The sequence below is a fragment of the Aestuariirhabdus litorea genome (assembly GCF_003864255.1).
GTDB classification, from domain to species: domain Bacteria; phylum Pseudomonadota; class Gammaproteobacteria; order Pseudomonadales; family Aestuariirhabdaceae; genus Aestuariirhabdus; species Aestuariirhabdus litorea.
The window spans coordinates 705,029-719,781 of the sequence record NZ_QWEZ01000001.1; the positions used below are offsets into that span (position 1 = coordinate 705,029).

15 protein-coding genes and 5 tRNA genes are annotated in these 14,753 nt (G+C 58.3%); 17 read left to right on the top strand and 3 right to left on the bottom strand.

From position 1 onward, the window contains the following. Positions 1-58: 58 nt before the first annotated feature. The 8 genes from tolQ (at position 59) to nadA (ending at position 6,311) form a co-directional block, all read left to right on the top strand. Complete coding sequence (gene tolQ, locus D0544_RS03380) at positions 59-736, top strand: protein TolQ (protein ID WP_125014602.1); 678 nt, start codon at positions 59-61, stop codon at positions 734-736. Positions 737-740: 4 nt separating this feature from the next. Continuing rightward, on the top strand, positions 741-1,169 hold the full coding sequence (gene tolR / locus D0544_RS03385) for a protein TolR (RefSeq protein WP_125014603.1): 429 nt from the start codon (positions 741-743) through the stop codon (positions 1,167-1,169). 37 nt (positions 1,170-1,206) lie between these two features. Continuing rightward, positions 1,207-2,016 (top strand): cell envelope integrity protein TolA, encoded by an 810-nt coding sequence (gene tolA, locus D0544_RS03390; RefSeq protein WP_164880815.1) that lies wholly within the window; start codon positions 1,207-1,209, stop codon positions 2,014-2,016. Further along, entirely contained in the window at positions 2,016-3,317 is a 1,302-nt protein-coding gene (gene tolB / locus D0544_RS03395) for a Tol-Pal system beta propeller repeat protein TolB (protein WP_125015856.1), read from the top strand. The genes tolA and tolB overlap by 1 nt, the downstream gene beginning before the upstream one ends. A gap of 66 nt (positions 3,318-3,383) precedes the next feature. Further along, positions 3,384-3,947, top strand: coding sequence for a peptidoglycan-associated lipoprotein Pal (gene pal / locus D0544_RS03400; protein ID WP_125014605.1), 564 nt, complete (start codon positions 3,384-3,386; stop codon positions 3,945-3,947). Positions 3,948-3,964: 17 nt separating this feature from the next. After that, positions 3,965-4,780: a tol-pal system protein YbgF gene (ybgF, locus tag D0544_RS03405; RefSeq protein ID WP_164880816.1), complete on the top strand. Its 816-nt coding sequence runs from the start codon at positions 3,965-3,967 to the stop codon at positions 4,778-4,780. A gap of 130 nt (positions 4,781-4,910) precedes the next feature. Beyond that, positions 4,911-4,986, top strand: a tRNA-Lys gene (locus tag D0544_RS03410). 284 nt (positions 4,987-5,270) lie between these two features. Continuing rightward, on the top strand, positions 5,271-6,311 hold the full coding sequence (gene nadA / locus D0544_RS03415) for a quinolinate synthase NadA (RefSeq protein ID WP_125014607.1): 1,041 nt from the start codon (positions 5,271-5,273) through the stop codon (positions 6,309-6,311). 35 nt (positions 6,312-6,346) lie between these two features. Here nadA and D0544_RS03420 read toward each other — a convergent pair whose 3' ends face one another. Further along, complete coding sequence (locus tag D0544_RS03420) at positions 6,347-7,795, bottom strand: M48 family metalloprotease (protein ID WP_125014608.1); 1,449 nt, start codon at positions 7,793-7,795, stop codon at positions 6,347-6,349. A gap of 207 nt (positions 7,796-8,002) precedes the next feature. On the opposite strand from D0544_RS03420, the gene D0544_RS03425 reads away from it, so the two are divergent. Further along, positions 8,003-8,242 (top strand): sulfurtransferase TusA family protein, encoded by a 240-nt coding sequence (locus D0544_RS03425; RefSeq protein WP_243647233.1) that lies wholly within the window; start codon positions 8,003-8,005, stop codon positions 8,240-8,242. Positions 8,243-8,253: 11 nt separating this feature from the next. Next, a complete protein-coding gene (locus tag D0544_RS03430) occupies positions 8,254-9,339 on the top strand; it encodes an AI-2E family transporter (protein WP_125014609.1) in 1,086 nt (361 codons plus the stop codon). Positions 9,340-9,363: 24 nt separating this feature from the next. Here D0544_RS03430 and D0544_RS03435 read toward each other — a convergent pair whose 3' ends face one another. Continuing rightward, the gene (locus D0544_RS03435) at positions 9,364-9,840 is read right to left on the bottom strand and encodes a peroxiredoxin (RefSeq protein WP_125014610.1); all 477 of its coding nucleotides are present in this window, start codon (positions 9,838-9,840) and stop codon (positions 9,364-9,366) included. Between the two features lie 186 nt (positions 9,841-10,026). Between D0544_RS03435 and dapA the strand changes: the two genes are divergently transcribed. The 3 genes from dapA to D0544_RS03450 are packed head-to-tail and all read left to right on the top strand — an operon-like array spanning position 10,027 to position 12,917. Then, positions 10,027-10,902 (top strand): 4-hydroxy-tetrahydrodipicolinate synthase, encoded by an 876-nt coding sequence (dapA, locus tag D0544_RS03440; protein WP_125014611.1) that lies wholly within the window; start codon positions 10,027-10,029, stop codon positions 10,900-10,902. A gap of 43 nt (positions 10,903-10,945) precedes the next feature. Further along, complete coding sequence (gene bamC / locus D0544_RS03445) at positions 10,946-12,061, top strand: outer membrane protein assembly factor BamC (RefSeq protein ID WP_125014612.1); 1,116 nt, start codon at positions 10,946-10,948, stop codon at positions 12,059-12,061. A 40-nt stretch (positions 12,062-12,101) separates the two neighbouring features. After that, positions 12,102-12,917 (top strand): MBL fold metallo-hydrolase, encoded by an 816-nt coding sequence (locus D0544_RS03450; protein ID WP_125014613.1) that lies wholly within the window; start codon positions 12,102-12,104, stop codon positions 12,915-12,917. A 338-nt stretch (positions 12,918-13,255) separates the two neighbouring features. Here the strand turns inward: D0544_RS03450 and rdgC are convergent, their stop codons facing one another. After that, positions 13,256-14,176 (bottom strand): recombination-associated protein RdgC, encoded by a 921-nt coding sequence (gene rdgC, locus D0544_RS03455; RefSeq protein WP_125014614.1) that lies wholly within the window; start codon positions 14,174-14,176, stop codon positions 13,256-13,258. Positions 14,177-14,336: 160 nt separating this feature from the next. Between rdgC and D0544_RS03460 the strand changes: the two genes are divergently transcribed. The 4 genes from D0544_RS03460 (at position 14,337) to D0544_RS03475 (ending at position 14,713) form a co-directional block, all read left to right on the top strand. Further along, a tRNA-Val gene (locus D0544_RS03460) sits at positions 14,337-14,412 on the top strand. 4 nt (positions 14,413-14,416) lie between these two features. Next, positions 14,417-14,493 (top strand) — tRNA-Asp (locus D0544_RS03465). A gap of 62 nt (positions 14,494-14,555) precedes the next feature. Beyond that, positions 14,556-14,631: transfer RNA gene (locus D0544_RS03470), tRNA-Val, on the top strand. A gap of 5 nt (positions 14,632-14,636) precedes the next feature. Next, positions 14,637-14,713, top strand: a tRNA-Asp gene (locus D0544_RS03475). Positions 14,714-14,753: the final 40 nt, after the last annotated feature.

Sequence of the window (14,753 nt, forward strand, 5' to 3'; positions counted from 1 at the left end):
TTGCGGCCGGCAAGTGGCCGTCGACACAACCATATGGGGGTCTGTAGTGAACGAAACCATGCCAATGTGGAGTCTGGTGCTCGAAGCCAGCTGGGTGGTGCAGCTGGTGATGCTGATATTGGTGGTGGCATCGATCGTCTCCTGGGTGATGATCATCCAGCGTGCTATTTTGCTGCGCAATACGCAGCGAACTTTGCGGGCGTTCGAAGATCGTTTCTGGTCGGGGATCGACCTCGGTAAGCTGTATCGCGAGGTCTCTACCGAGCCCGACCCCGACAGCGGGGTGGAACATATCTTTCGCGCCGGCTTCAAGGAGTTTTCCCGCCTGCGCCAACAGACCGGTGCCGATCCCGATGCGGTGATGGAGGGGGCGCAACGTGCGATGAGGGTGGCCCTCTCCCGTGAGGAGGAGAAGCTGGAAACCAACCTCCCTTTCCTGGCTACTGTGGGATCCACCAGTCCCTATGTGGGACTCTTTGGTACCGTCATCGGTATCATGAACTCGTTCCGTGGCCTGGCCAATGTCCACCAGGCCACCCTGGCATCGGTGGCACCGGGTATTGCTGAAGCCCTGGTGGCCACGGCGATGGGGCTGCTGGCTGCGATACCGGCGGTAGTGGCCTACAACCGCTTCTCTGCCCGGGTTGAGAGCACCATTAACAGATACGACACCTTCTCGGACGAGTTCTCCAGTATTTTGCACCGTAAGGCCCACACCCGAGTCACTCAGGAATAGATCTATGGCCAAGCAGAGACAGCGCCGCAGGCCGATCTCCGAGATCAACGTGGTGCCCTACATTGACGTCATGATGGTGCTGCTGATCGTCTTTATGGTAGCGGCGCCCCTGTTGACCCAGGGGGTCAATGTGGAGTTGCCCAAGACCAATGCCAAACCGATGCAGATGGCGGAGGATGAGGAGGTGCTGATCCTGTCGGTGAAAGCCGATGGCAGCTACTACCTCAATATCGGTGACCAGCAGGAGCAACCGATCACGCTGGCACTGTTGGGGGAGCAGGTGAGCAAGATTGTACGCGCCCAGCCGCAGCGACCGGTTATGATCAAGGGTGACCAGAAGGTACCCTATGGAGCGGTGGTGACGGCGATGGCCACTTTGCAGGAGTCGGGCGTCGATAACGTTGGTCTGATCACCGATCCCAAGGAGCTCTGATGGGGCGGTTGTCGAACTCAGTAGCCGGAGGCTTGCGGTGATCAGGCTCCCCAACGGTTACGCTCTGCCGATCGTACTGGCCTTGCTGTTGCACCTGCTGGCAGGATCGGCGTTGCTGGTGGCCTGGCCGGCCAGTGAGACAGCCAGGCTTAAGCCGGTGCCGACCCATGTAAAAGCCACCCTGGTGGAGCTCAAGCCCAAGGCTAAGCCTGCGCCCCAGAAGAAAGCCGCACCGCCTCCGCCCAGGAAAACGCCTGCACCGTCCAAGCCCAAGGTCGACAAAGCGGCGGAACAGAAGAAAAAGGAGGTTGCGCTCAAGAAAAAGCGTGAGGCTGATGCCCGCAAGAAGGCGGAGGCGGAGCGCAAGGCGAAGCAGAAGCGGGAAGCCGAGCGTCTGGCTCGCGAAAAGCGCGAGGCGGAACTCCTGAAACAGCAGCAACTCCAACAGCAGGAACAGGAGCGCCAGCAACGTGAGCAGGAGCTGGCGGCACTGCTGGAAAGCGAAAAAGCCTTTGAGCAGGCGCAACAACAGGCGGCGACGGACCTGGAGCTGGCGATGGGCTACGCTGACCTGATTCGCCAGCAGGTGATTCCCCATTGGTCGCGCCCCCCCAGCGCCCGTAATGGTATGGTAGCGGTGTTGCAGATCAGTCTGGTACCGACCGGCGAGGTGGTGGATGTTAATGTGGTTAAGGGGAGCGGGGATAAGGCGTTCGATGAGTCCACCCTGAGGGCGGTTCGACGAGCTGGCCGTTTTCCCGAACTGCAGCAGCTTGAGCCGAGGGTGTTTGAAAAGTACTTCCGCAAGCTGCGGATCGAATTTAAACCGGAGGACCTGATCAGGTGATGACACGTGTAGCAGGATGGATGCTGGTACTTTGGATGCTGGCCGCAGTGCCCGCCCGAGCCGATCTGACGATCGAAATTACCCAGGGGGCCGATAATCCGGTTCCCATCGCCGTGGTGCCCTTTGGGTGGAGCGGAGCGGCGGCCCTGCCGGAGGATATGGCACAGATCGTTGCCGATGATCTCCAGCGCAGTGGCCTGTTTGCGCCGCTGGCGCGGAGAAATATGCTGAGCCTACCCACCCGCGAGGCGGAGGTAGTGTTCCGCGACTGGCGGGTGCTGGGCAGTGATTACCTGCTGGTTGGACAGGTGGAACAGGGGGCAGACCAGCGCTTTCAGTTAAAGTATGCACTGTTTAATGTGCTCAACCAGCGCATCCTGGCCCAGGGGACCGTTTCCGGCACCAGTGACTTACTGCGGGATATGGCTCACCGGGTGAGTGATCTGGTGTATGAGAAGGTCACGGGCCGCCGGGGGGCGTTTTCAACCCGCATTCTGTATGTTACGGCCGATCGCCATTCCACCTACAACACCGATTACCGGCTTAATTACGCCGATGCCGACGGGCACCGTGCGCGGGTGATTTACAGCTCCAAGGAGCCGATTCTCTCCCCCTCCTGGTCGCCGGATGCCAAGCGGGTTAGCTATGTCTCCTTTGAAGGGGGCCGCCCTGGCATCTATGTACAGGAGATTGCTACCGGGGCCCGTACCCAGGTAACCCGGTTTCCGGGCCTCAACAGCGCGCCGGCCTGGTCACCCGACGGGAAAAAGCTGGCGTTGGTGTTGTCGAAAAGCGGCAATGCGGACATCTATATCAAGGATCTGGCCAGTGGACAGCTGACCCAGGTGACCCGTCATTACGGGATCGATACCGAGCCCTCCTGGATGCCCGATGGCCGGTCACTGGTCTTTACCTCCAATCGCGGAGGGTCGCCCCAAATCTATCGTCTCGAGCTGGATACAGGCTGGGTCGAGCGGCTTACCTTTGAGGGTAAATACAATGCCCGGGCCCGCGTGTTCGATGGGGGCGGGTCGCTGGTGCTGGTGCATAAAGGTGAGGGTGCCGCAGAATTCAATATAGCCGTGCTGCATCTTGAAAGTGGACGGATACGAACCCTAACCTCGACCCTGCTCGACGATTCACCCAGTGTCGCCCCCAATGGCGATATGCTGATTTACGCCACTCACAAAGGAAACCGGGGCATACTGGCGGCGGTTTCGGCCGATGGGCGAGTAAAATTTGAGCTGCCCTCGACTAAAGGTGATGTCAGGGAGCCTGCATGGTCTCCTTTTTTGAACTAGGTTGTGGTATTTTCAGGTAGTTTTGTTAGTTTAAATGCCCAGATCAAACCAATTTCGGAGTGAAGAATGGAAATAATTAAAATCGGTAAACTCTTTATGCTGGCAGCCTCGCTGGCGGTGGTTGCGGGTTGTAGTTCTACCGGTGGCAGCAGTACCGGTGGTACTGACAGCGGTACGATGACAGGTGGGTCCGGCGTCGACTCCGGTACCGTCTCCTCTACTACCGATGGTGGGACCGGCATGGGCGGAGATGGCTCATTGAGCATGGATGAAAAGGCGATGGTCGATCAGAAAGTATTCCTGTTCCCCTTCGACAGCTCCACCATCTCGACAGAGGATTACGCCTCACTGGACGTTCATGCCAAGGTACTGACCGGCAACAGCAGCCAGCGCATCACCATCGAGGGGCATACCGATGAGCGTGGTACTCGCGAGTACAACCTGGCTCTTGGTGAGCGTCGTGCCAAAGCGGTCAAGCGCTATCTGGTGATGAAGGGCGTTGCTCCCGAGCAGATCGAAACCGTCAGCTACGGTAAAGAGCGCCCTGTGGTTGAGGGTCACGCCGAAACCTTCTGGAAGCAAAACCGCCGTGCGGTAATTGTTCCTGCGTCTGCCGGCTACGGCAGTTAATGACCAGCGCTGCCGTTATGAAGATGCAACGACAGCGGTGGATAGCGATCAGCCCGGCTATTGCCGGGCTGTTTGTTGTGGGGCTGAGCTGGGCGGAAGTGCCGGTAGTGGAGTCCTCTCCGGTTGTTGGAGCGGCGGTTCCGTCGGCGAGCCCCGCTGCCAGTGCGCCGGCTCAAGCCCGTATACAAGCGGAAAACACCCTCTACTACCAGCTGGAACTGTTGCAGCAGGAAGTGCAAACCTTGCGGGGAATGCTGGAAGAGCAGTCCCACGCCCTGCGCCTGATGAAGCAGGAACAGCGTGACCGTTACATCGACCTGGATCGGCGAATCAGCCAGTTGAGTTCGGCGGAGCCAACGATCAGTCTGCCAGCCAAGTCACCCACCACAGTAGTGCCACCCGTGATCCCCTCGAACGGAGGCGCTGCCAGCCCGGCTGCGACGACAACGACCGCTGATCCGGCGGTAGAAAAGCAGGCCTATGACGATGCCTTCGCTTTGATCAAGGAGCGTAAGTTCGATCAGGCGATCATTGCCCTGAATGCCTTTGTCGATTCCTATCCGCAGGGTGACTACGCAGCCAACGCGCAGTACTGGCTGGGAGAGGTCTACCTGGCCACCAATCAGGCGGGGCCAGCCCGTACCGCCTTCGAGAAGGTATTAAGCGACTTTCCCAATCACCGCAAGGCGCCGGATGCGAGCTACAAGCTCGGTCGTATGTACCATAGTCTGGGGGATGTAGAGGCAGCGCGGCGATATTTTCAGCAAACAGTGGAAAGATTCCCCGGCTCCTCCTCGGCTAAACTCTCCCGGGAGTACCTGCAGAAGTTATAAGGCTCGGCGGTGGTGTGCTCGTGGTGTGTTGGATTGCGCCCGGGTTGAACCTGCGGTTAACTTAACGAGGCAAAAAAACTGGATTTGGGGTTGTTATCCGCTCCTAAATCAGTACCATATGCATCGCTTTGGGTCGTTAGCTCAGTCGGTAGAGCAGTTGGCTTTTAACCAATTGGTCGGGCGTTCGAGCCGCCCACGACCCACCATCTTCAAATGCCACTCACTGAGTGGCATTTTTTTTGTTTTTTATCCGCTGGCTCTGTCCCTTTCTTCACCTGGCGCGTCAGTGGCCTTATCGGCTGGGGTGGTGACCATCAAGAGGGGTAAGGGTTATAAGTGGCGGTCAAACGAGCAGCGCTATTGGCCGACTGGGCGCTGTTACAGAATGGCATTTGTTGTGCGTCCGAACCTGCTGTATCCCCCGGCCTCTGTGGTAAACTAGCCGCCTGGAGTGTGTCCCGGCTAGGGTGTTAAGGGTTAAATTCAAACTATGACCATGGTTAGTGATCGAGTCTTTGTACAGCAGCATCTGGCAACGGAGCACCTGCAATCAATGGATCCTGCGCGTAAAGCGGCACTGAAGGAGGAGGTCAAATCCCTGCTTCGTGAGCAGGATGCCGTACTGGTTGCCCACTACTACACCCCTGATGTGATTCAGGAGCTGGCCGAAGAGACCGGCGGCTGTGTTGCCGACTCGCTGGAAATGGCCCGCTTTGGTAATCAGCATGATGCCTCAACGTTGATGGTCGCCGGCGTTCGCTTTATGGGCGAAACTGCTAAAATCCTCACCCCGGCCAAGCGGGTATTGATGCCGACCCTGGAAGCGACCTGCTCACTGGATATCGGTTGTCCTGTCGATACCTTCTCGGCCTTTTGCGACCAGCACCCCGATCGGGAGGTAGTGGTGTACGCCAACACCTCGGCTGCCGTCAAGGCGCGTGCCGACTGGGTGGTGACTTCCAGTATTGCGCTTCAAGTGGTGGAACACCTGATGGATCAGGGCAAGAAATTGATCTGGGCCCCCGATAAACACCTCGGTAGTTATATTCAAAACCAGACCGGTGCGGATATGTTGCTGTGGGACTCCGCCTGCATCGTGCATGAAGAGTTCAAGGCCAAGGGTGTGTTGGAACTTAAGCGGGTTTACCCCGATGCTGCCGTACTGGTCCATCCGGAGTCGCCCGCCTCGGTCGTTGAAATCGCCGACGCCGTCGGCTCGACCAGCCAGTTGATCCGGGCGGCCCAAACCCTGCCGAATCAGCTCTTTATTGTTGCCACTGATCGCGGCATCTTCCACAAGATGCGGCAAGCGGCGCCCGGTAAAGAGTTTATCGAGGCTCCGACCGCAGGCTCCGGCGCCACCTGTCGTAGCTGTGCCCACTGCCCCTGGATGGCGCTGAACGAGCTGGAGGTGATGGCCGAGACGTTACGAAGCGGCAGCAATGAGGTTCTGGTTGATCCGGAGCTGGCGCGTAGGGCGATGATTCCCCTGCAGCGTATGCTGCAGTTTACGGCAACCCAGGCCGCCTGACTTCCGCTCCCTTTTCTTTCTCTGCAAGCGATGGGCTAGAAGCCAACATCCTTTTGGTAGGCCCGCAGATCCTTGATCTGTTGTTCGACTTTGGTGGTCAGGGCAAAATTTCCCTGCACCTGGGTCTGGGCGTACTCCAGGTGCTGGATCGCCTGATCAAGGTCGCCAGTGAGGCGGAAGAACTCGGCACGCGCCAGGTGCACTCCCGTAATATCCTTGGCCAGACCACGCACTTCTGCCAGTATGTACCAGACATCGGGGTCATTGGGGCGGCTGCTCACCAGCTGGCTTAGTAGCTGCTCGGCAGGCTTGTACTTGCGTTCCGCCACCAGAATATTGGCGTAGTTCATGGTCAGTGGCAGGTTCTCGGGTGTCAGTTCCAGAGCACCTTTCAGGCGCTTGTCGGCGGCTGCATATTGGCCCCGTTCGCTGTCAATCAGCGCCTGGGCAATCAGGTAATGGCGGTTGTCGGGCGCTTCCTTCAGGAGGGGGGCCAATGCCTGCTCGGCTTCGTCAAGGCGCTGCGCTTTGGTCAGGGCCAGTGCCAGTCCATAACGCACGGCAAAGGGCGGCGTTGAGGAGCCGTTTTTTAGCTCGCTTTCGTAGCGCTCGATCAGCTTGTTGATATCCCGGTTATGGTGGATTTGCGCCTTCACCCGCATCAGGTGGTAGCTGGGGTTGTCCTGGTAGTGCTTGAGTGGATATTGCTCGGCACGGGCACGAGATTCGGAAATCCGGTTCTCCGTCACCGGGTGGGTGGAGAGAAACTCGGGGGGCTTTTGGCCAGAAAAGCGACTGGCCCGATTCATCGACTCAAACATGGAGGGCATCGCCCTGGGGTCCATGTTGGCGCGGGCCAGGTTCTGGATGCCGACGTTGTCTGCTTCACGCTCGTTCTGTCGGCTGAATTTCATCTGCTGGCTTTGAAAGGCGGCCTGGCTGGTCGCCAGCGTTGCAATGCCGGCGTCCCCGCCACCGGCAGCCATTAGCAAGACGCTGGCAAGTGTCGCCGCAAGGCTCGGGATGCGATTGCGCTCAGCCTCCTCGACGTTGCGGGCAAAGTGACGTTGACTCAGGTGTGCCAATTCGTGCGCCAGTACCGAAGCAAACTCCTGTTCGCTATCGGCGTAAAGAAACAGGCCACTGTTGATGCCAACGATCCCCCCCGGTACCGCGAATGCGTTGAGTTCGGGGCTGTCCAGAATGACTACTTCGAGTCGGCGGTCTCTGACCTCGCTGGTTTCGACGAGTCGATAGATGAGACTCTCCGTGTACTCCTTCATCTCCGGGTCGTCGATGGTGGGGGCCTGGCGCCTGAGCGCCTGCAGCCAAGCTCTCCCCAGATAGTGCTCCTGCTGGGCGGTAACGATGGCGGAGGAGCTATCTCCCAGGGCGGGTAATGCCTGCTCCTGTGCCTGGAGGGGAGAGAGGGTGCAGAGGCAGCTCAAACTGCCCAGTGCGACCACCTTGGCGATTCTGTGCATAGGGGACCGTTTCCTTTCGATAACGCCACTTTACCTATATTTGTGCAGCCTTCCCACCCCTTTACCTGTTGCTTACCGATATGCACCTTGGCCCTATGGGAATTAGGGGTGGGCATCGGTTACTATCATTATCCAATAAGAGGCAGGGCCCGTTAGGGCCTTGGTTTGGGGTCGGTGCCCCAGGCCGTTGAGTCGGGGGAGAGGATCGTGACCGTAGCGATTGATGTAGAGCTGGATGCAAAGGGATTGAGTTGCCCGCTGCCGCTGTTAAAGGCCAAGCAGGCGCTTAATGGTATGGCGGCAGGGCAGGTGTTGCGGGTTGAAGCAACCGACGCCGGCTCCGTTCGGGATTTTAAAGCCTTTTGTGAAGTGGCCGGCCATGAGCTGTTGGCCAGCGATGAACATGAAGGGGTGTATGTGCATATCGTACAGAAGGGTGCCCTGTGAAAGATATCAGTATGACCCGGTTTATCAAGGGCTGGTTGCACCGCTACTTTTCGGACGAAGAGGCGGTTATTCTGTTGCTGCTGCTGATTACGGCCCTGGTGATCGTATTGACCATGGGCAGCATGCTGGCTCCGGTGTTTGCCGCCATGGTGCTGGCCTTCCTGCTGCAGGGTGGGGTGAACCAGCTCAAGGCCAGAGGGGTCTCCCACAACCTGGCGGTCACCTTTATCTTCCTGATTTTTTTAACCTCCTTCCTGCTGATCCTGCTGGGATTGGTACCACTGATCGGGGATCAGGTTTCGCGCCTCTTTAACGAGCTGCCGAGGATGATCGGCGATGCCCAGCACACCTTGCAGTTGCTGCCCCAGAAGTACCCCGGGTTTATCTCTGATACCCAGGTGACGGTGTGGATCGACACCCTCAATGGGCAGATAACCAACATTGGGCAGTGGTTTGTTTCCCTGTCGCTGTCCAGTATTCCGGGCTTTGTTGGTGTTTTGATCTACCTGGTGCTGGTGCCGATCCTGGTGTTCTTTTTCCTCAAGGACAGTACCTTGCTGGCCAGCTGGACCGGATCGATGCTGCCGGTGCAGCGTCCGATGATGCGCCAGGTGTACGAGGAGATGAGCAACCAGATTGCCAACTATGTGCGTGGCAAGGCGATCGAAATCCTGATTGTCGGCGGGGTTACCTATCTGGCGTTTGTGATCCTCGGGGTGCGTTACGCCGCGCTGCTTGGACTGTTGGTGGGGCTGTCGGTGGTGGTACCGTACATCGGCGCAGCGGTGGTGACCATTCCGGTCGCCATGATTGCGTTTTTCCAGTGGGGTTGGGGCAACGAGTTTATCGTGTTGATGGTGGTCTACGGCATCATCCAGGCGCTGGATGGCAACGTTCTGGTGCCGCTGCTATTTTCCGAGGCGGTTAACCTGCACCCCATCGCCATTATTGTGGCGGTGCTGGTGTTTGGTGGTCTGTGGGGTTTCTGGGGGGTGTTCTTCGCCATCCCGCTGGCGACGCTGTTGAAGGCATTGATGAACGCGTGGCCAACCCAGATCGGCGATGGGGCCTCCGACGGAGGAGCGCCCCAGTCCTGAGGCGCTCCGCCCGCTACCCTGGTCCTAGGGTGCGCTGTTAAGCTCAATCGCCGCCTGTAGCACCTCCTCGACGTGCCCCTTGACCTTGACCTTACGCCACTCCCGCTGCAGCACCCCCTCCTGGTCGATCAGGAAGGTGCTGCGCTCGATCCCCCGCACCTGCTTACCGTACATGTTCTTCATCTTGATGACATCGAACAGGGTGCACAGTGCCTCATCGCTGTCGGCGATGAGCTCGAACGGGAAGGCCTGCTTGGCCTTGAAGTTTTCATGGGTGCGAAGGGAGTCCCGGGAGACACCCAGTATGTGCGTGTTGGCCCCGCGAAACTGTTCATACAGGTCCCTGAACGCCTGGCCTTCGGTGGTGCACCCCGGGGTGTTGTCCTTGGGGTAAAAGTAGAGGACAACCTGGGAGCCTTTGAAGGCCGAGAGGGATATCACCTGCTCGCCGGTTGCCGGGGCAGAGAAGTCGGGCACAGGGTTGGAAATAGCAACACTCATTGATGATCGTCTCCAGGTAGGGGCCAGAGAGGCCGAGGGAGTGGGAAAAACCAGTTACTATGGGATCAGTTTGGCGGCGCTGGCGCAACCCTGTAGGGACCTTAAATGGGTCATCCAGGGTGCTTGTGATTGTCTCGGTGGCTCAGTAACATAGACCTCTTTTTACACTCGATGGAGCGGTTTTTAATGATAACGGGCAGCATGGTGGCGTTGGTTACGCCGATGCACGAGGATGGAAGTGTCGACTGGGAGGCGCTGGCCCGAATCGTTGAATTTCACCTACAGGAAGGGACTGATTCCATCGTAGCCGTTGGCACAACGGGAGAGTCCGCCACCCTTGATGTCACCGAGCATTGTCAGGTCATCAGCCGGATTGTTCAGCAGGTGGCGGGGCGTATCCCCGTGATCGCAGGCACGGGTGCCAACTCAACCCACGAAGCCCTGGAGTTGACCGAGGAAGCCAAGGGGCTGGGAGTGGATGCCTGCCTGTTGGTCACCCCCTACTACAACAAGCCGACCCAGGAGGGAATGTACCGCCACTACCGCTTTATTGCCGAGCGCGTCGAGGTACCCCAGATACTCTACAACGTACCGGGTCGAACCTCGGTGGACCTGTTGCCGGAGACTGTCGAGCGACTGGCTGAGGTCGACAACATCGTCGGCATCAAGGAGGCGACCGGTGATATTGATCGAGCGCGTCGCCTGATTGCCAACTGCGGTAGCCAGTTTGCGGTTTACTCGGGAGATGATCCGACCGCGGTTGAACTGATTCTGGCCGGTGGTCAGGGCAATATTTCGGTGACGGCCAATGTCGCACCGGCCGCCATGGCGGAGCTTTGCCGCCTCGCCCTGGCAGGTGAAGCGGAGGCGGCTCGTCGCCTCAATGACTCACTCATGCCCCTGCATCGCAAGCTGTTTGTGGAGTCCAATCCGATACCGGTCAAGTGGGCCATGCAACAGATGGGCCTCATGGACGGGGGTATCCGGCTACCCTTGACCCCGTTGTCCGCTGAAGCACAGCCTGAACTTCTCAGTGCCATGAAGCTCTGCGGCCTGCTCTAACTGTTGATCCCTATTTGCTGTTAATACCCAGAGGTCCTGTTGAATGCGAATGTTAAGGATGTTGGCTGTACTCACCGCCACGGTTTTGGTCAGTGGTTGCGTGAACGATTACATCCGTGATCGGACCAATGATTACCTGAGCGCCGAACTCTATCCCCCAACCGTCCTGCCGGAGGGGTATGGTGGCAGGAACCTGGGTGATAGCCTGATGATTCCAGACCGCGCGCAGCGCCCGACGATCGAGGAGTTTGTGGTGCCCCGGCCTAACGCCGTGGTATTGGCTGCTGGCGATGAGAACTTCCGCATCGAGCAGGATGGGGACGCCCGCTGGATTTTGGCCCGCAAGACGCCCTCCCAGGTATGGCCGGTTTTGTTGCAGTTTTGGGAGGCCAGCGATGTGGCCCTGGAGGTTAACGACCCCTCTAACGGTGAGCTGGAAACCAGCTGGGTCGTGATTAATAAGGAGCGTCAGCGCGACCAGGTTCGCCGCCTGATCCGTAGTGTGTTGGGTAGCGATGACAGTGGGCAGATGCAGGAAAAGTTTCGTATCAACGTCCAGCAGGGGGTGCAGCCGGGCTCGACCGAGGTCCACCTTCTGCACGCACGTTCCGCTTCCGGTGAACCCGCTCCGCAAACTCACTGGGGCACCGACAAGGGGAGTGACCTGATGCAGTCCGCCATGCTCAATGAGATGCTGGTCTTTATCTCCAATAACAGCAGTGAAACCGAGTCCGTATCACTGGTGGCCCAGGAGCTGGATGTGGGCAGTCGCGCCACCCTGGTTGAGGATGGTAATGGCAACCCTGCCTTGCGCCTGGAGCTGGCGTTTGATCGCAGCTGGGCGGCAGTGGGCCGTGCGCTGGAAAATACCGCCATCAAAGTGGTGGACCGGGATCGCAGTAGCGGCATCTATTATCTTCAGATCGCCTCGGGTGAGCCCCTTACCGGTGAGGCCGGGACTTCTGACGAGGGCTTTTTCAGCGGCTGGTTTGGCGGTTCCGACAAGGCCGACGAGGAGGCCGGTATAGAGAGTTACCAACTGCGCCTGAGCCGTACCGGAGACCAGGTTAAGGTTTCCCTTGAGCGCAGTGTGAATGAGCTGGCACCGCGCCAGATCAGCAGTGACCTGCTGAGCCTGATCAAGGATAAGCTCAGCTAGAGCCCACCCCCTGTTCTCGCAGGGGTGTTGATTCAAGGTTATGCAGTTCTCCTCCATCGGCAGTGGCAGTAAAGGCAACGGCACCCTCATCCGCTCGGGCGAGACGCTGCTGTTGATCGATTGTGGGTTCAGCCTCAAGGAGACCCTCGCGCGGCTTGCCGCCAAGGGGGTGAGCCCGGAGCAGCTTGATGCCATCTTTGTCACCCACGAGCACGGCGACCATATCAACGGCGTAGCTGCCCTGGCGCGCCGATACCAGATACCGGTCTACCTCAGCGCGGGCACCCGCTATGTGGGCAAGCTGAGCAAGGTTGCGCAGCTGCAGACCATTGCTGATGCTTCCCCGGTAGTGGTAGGGGAGATCGAAGTGCTGCCAGTGGCAGTGCCCCATGACGCCCGGGAACCCCTGCAGTACCTTTTCCACTCTGGTGGGCTCTGTATTGGGGTGCTTACCGACCTGGGCTGTATTACCCGCCATGTGGTTGACCACTATCAGCAGTGCGATGGTCTGCTGCTGGAGTGTAATCACGACCCCTACCTGCTCTCAACCGGCCCCTACCCCCCCTCCCTCAAGGGGCGGGTTGGCGGTAATTATGGGCACCTGAGTAACCAGCAGGCGGCTGAGTTGTTGCGACTGGTGGATCGAGAGCGCCTGCAGCGGCTGGTGGTGGCCCACATCAGCGAGCAGAACAACGCCCGGGAGCGGGTGTTGGAGCAGCTGCTGCCGGAGGTTGATGCCGAACGGCTGGTGTTTGCGGACCAGGGGCAGGGCTTTGACTGGATCACACTTAAAGAGGCAGGGATGGCGCGGTGTGATAACACCCTGTTTGGCACCCTGTCCTTGGGCGGTAATTGAGCCTGCGGGTAGGGTTCGTTTGGGTGTCGCGATTTTATATCCACAGATTCGTCGGCTGCCTCCCCCGGGGTTGGTAAGAGGGGGTAAGGTTAGTTTCTTCTTCTCTGTTCAGGTTTAACAGATTTATCTATCTATCTGAAATATAAGAAAAATAACGATTTATCATTAGGTTTTTTTCTGAATTGATTAAAAAGTGATCAATCCGTAAGGAGGGGGGCGATATAGCGGGATTTGCCCCGTTCTCCCACTGTAGTTCACAGAGATATCCACAGATGTTGTGGGTAATTAAATGAGGTTTTCTCATTAATTTAGGCCTGCCTCTGCAGGCCCCATAAACCCTAGGCCTGCAGCTCCAGCCGAGCGCGGTCCTCTCCACCCAATACTTCAATCAGTGCCTCAACCAGGTCGCAGAGACAGCGGCTCATGAGGGCGAAGTCGGCATCAAAACGGCTCGCCGCATCATCTCCTCCCTGATCGCTGGCCTGCTCCTGGATCTCGTCACCGAAGCGCAGGCGCTTGAGGCTGAAATCGTCGCTCAGCAGGAAGTTCAGCTGGTCACTCCAGCTCAGCGACAGCTTGTTGACCTGCTTGCCGGCTTCCAGGTGGATTTTAATCTCCTCAGCGGTCAGGTCATGGCGTTTACAGCGAATCACGCCCCCCTCGTCGCCGGGTTCACTGAGCTCCGCTTCGTCACCCAACTCGAAGTTAACCGGGGTCTGCTCCAGCCATTGGGTCATGATACTGGCAGGAGCCTGCTTAAGTGCCGGTGGCACTACGGGAAGGCTGCCGAGGCTCCCCCGGAGGTAGCTGACCAGCTCTTCGGCACGTTTAAAAGAGGAGGCATCCACCAGCAACAACCCCTGCTGAGGCGCGATGAATGCGAAGGTGGTGGCGTTGCGGGTAAAGGCGCGGGGCAGCAGGTCGAAGGTGATCTCCTCCTTAAAGCTGTCGCGCTCCTTTTTGTAGACCTTACGGTGTTCGGCCGCCTCAATCTCCTGCACCTTCTCCGCCACCCGCTCACGCACTACGCTGGCGGGAAGCAGACGATCCTCTTTGCGTGCACAAAGCATCAGGAAACCGTTGGTGCTGTGGACGAGCTGATCACTTTGCTTGCCCAGGGGCTCTACCCAACCGTAGCTGGAGAGTTCCTGTTTGCCGCAGGGCCTGAAACGACCTTCGCTGAGCTGGGCCTCCAGTGACTCGGCGCTTTCGGTAAAGGGTTTGGTGAAACGGTAGATAATCAGGTTCTTGAACCACATAGGCGATGTCGGGTGCGTTGAAAAAAAGGGGCCATATGGTAGCAGAATCATTTTTTCAGGCGCGCTTTTTTTAGGGGGGTAGGGCTGTTGGAAAAAAGTCGGGGCCAACTGTTGCGTTCCTTTCGCGTTGCTGCGTATAATTCGCGCCGTCCAACGTCGTGGGTGGTTAGCTCAGCTGGGAGAGCGTCTGCCTTACAAGCAGAGGGTCGGCGGTTCGATCCCGTCACCACCCACCAAATTGGAGCGGTAGTTCAGTTGGTTAGAATACCGGCCTGTCACGCCGGGGGTCGCGGGTTCGAGTCCCGTCCGCTCCGCCACTATTTTTCGGTCTGGAAAGAGTGGTTGGATAGATTTCAGACCATAGAGGTTTCCTCGATCTGGGTGGTTAGCTCAGCTGGGAGAGCGTCTGCCTTACAAGCAGAGGGTCGGCGGTTCGATCCCGTCACCACCCACCAATTCCGGAGCGGTAGTTCAGTTGGTTAGAATACCGGCCTGTCACGCCGGGGGTCGCGGGTTCGAGTCCCGTCCGCTCCGCCATACACGATAAACGCCTTGCAGAGTTACCACCGGTAACGAA

What these genes read in the sequence shown, in the direction of transcription:
- dapA (WP_125014611.1), top strand. Translation starts at nt 10,027, where the DNA reads ATGATAACGGGCAGCATGGTGGCGTTGGTTACGCCGATGCACGAGGAT.
- nadA (WP_125014607.1), top strand. Translation starts at nt 5,271, where the DNA reads ATGACCATGGTTAGTGATCGAGTCTTTGTACAGCAGCATCTGGCAACG.
- tolR (WP_125014603.1), top strand. Translation starts at nt 741, where the DNA reads ATGGCCAAGCAGAGACAGCGCCGCAGGCCGATCTCCGAGATCAACGTG.
- D0544_RS03435 (WP_125014610.1), bottom strand. Translation starts at nt 9,840, where the DNA reads ATGAGTGTTGCTATTTCCAACCCTGTGCCCGACTTCTCTGCCCCGGCA.
- bamC (WP_125014612.1), top strand. Translation starts at nt 10,946, where the DNA reads ATGCGAATGTTAAGGATGTTGGCTGTACTCACCGCCACGGTTTTGGTC.
- rdgC (WP_125014614.1), bottom strand. Translation starts at nt 14,176, where the DNA reads ATGTGGTTCAAGAACCTGATTATCTACCGTTTCACCAAACCCTTTACC.
- tolQ (WP_125014602.1), top strand. Translation starts at nt 59, where the DNA reads ATGCCAATGTGGAGTCTGGTGCTCGAAGCCAGCTGGGTGGTGCAGCTG.
- D0544_RS03430 (WP_125014609.1), top strand. Translation starts at nt 8,254, where the DNA reads ATGACCCGGTTTATCAAGGGCTGGTTGCACCGCTACTTTTCGGACGAA.
- D0544_RS03420 (WP_125014608.1), bottom strand. Translation starts at nt 7,795, where the DNA reads ATGCACAGAATCGCCAAGGTGGTCGCACTGGGCAGTTTGAGCTGCCTC.
- pal (WP_125014605.1), top strand. Translation starts at nt 3,384, where the DNA reads ATGGAAATAATTAAAATCGGTAAACTCTTTATGCTGGCAGCCTCGCTG.
- tolB (WP_125015856.1), top strand. Translation starts at nt 2,016, where the DNA reads ATGACACGTGTAGCAGGATGGATGCTGGTACTTTGGATGCTGGCCGCA.
- ybgF (WP_164880816.1), top strand. Translation starts at nt 3,965, where the DNA reads ATGAAGATGCAACGACAGCGGTGGATAGCGATCAGCCCGGCTATTGCC.
- D0544_RS03450 (WP_125014613.1), top strand. Translation starts at nt 12,102, where the DNA reads ATGCAGTTCTCCTCCATCGGCAGTGGCAGTAAAGGCAACGGCACCCTC.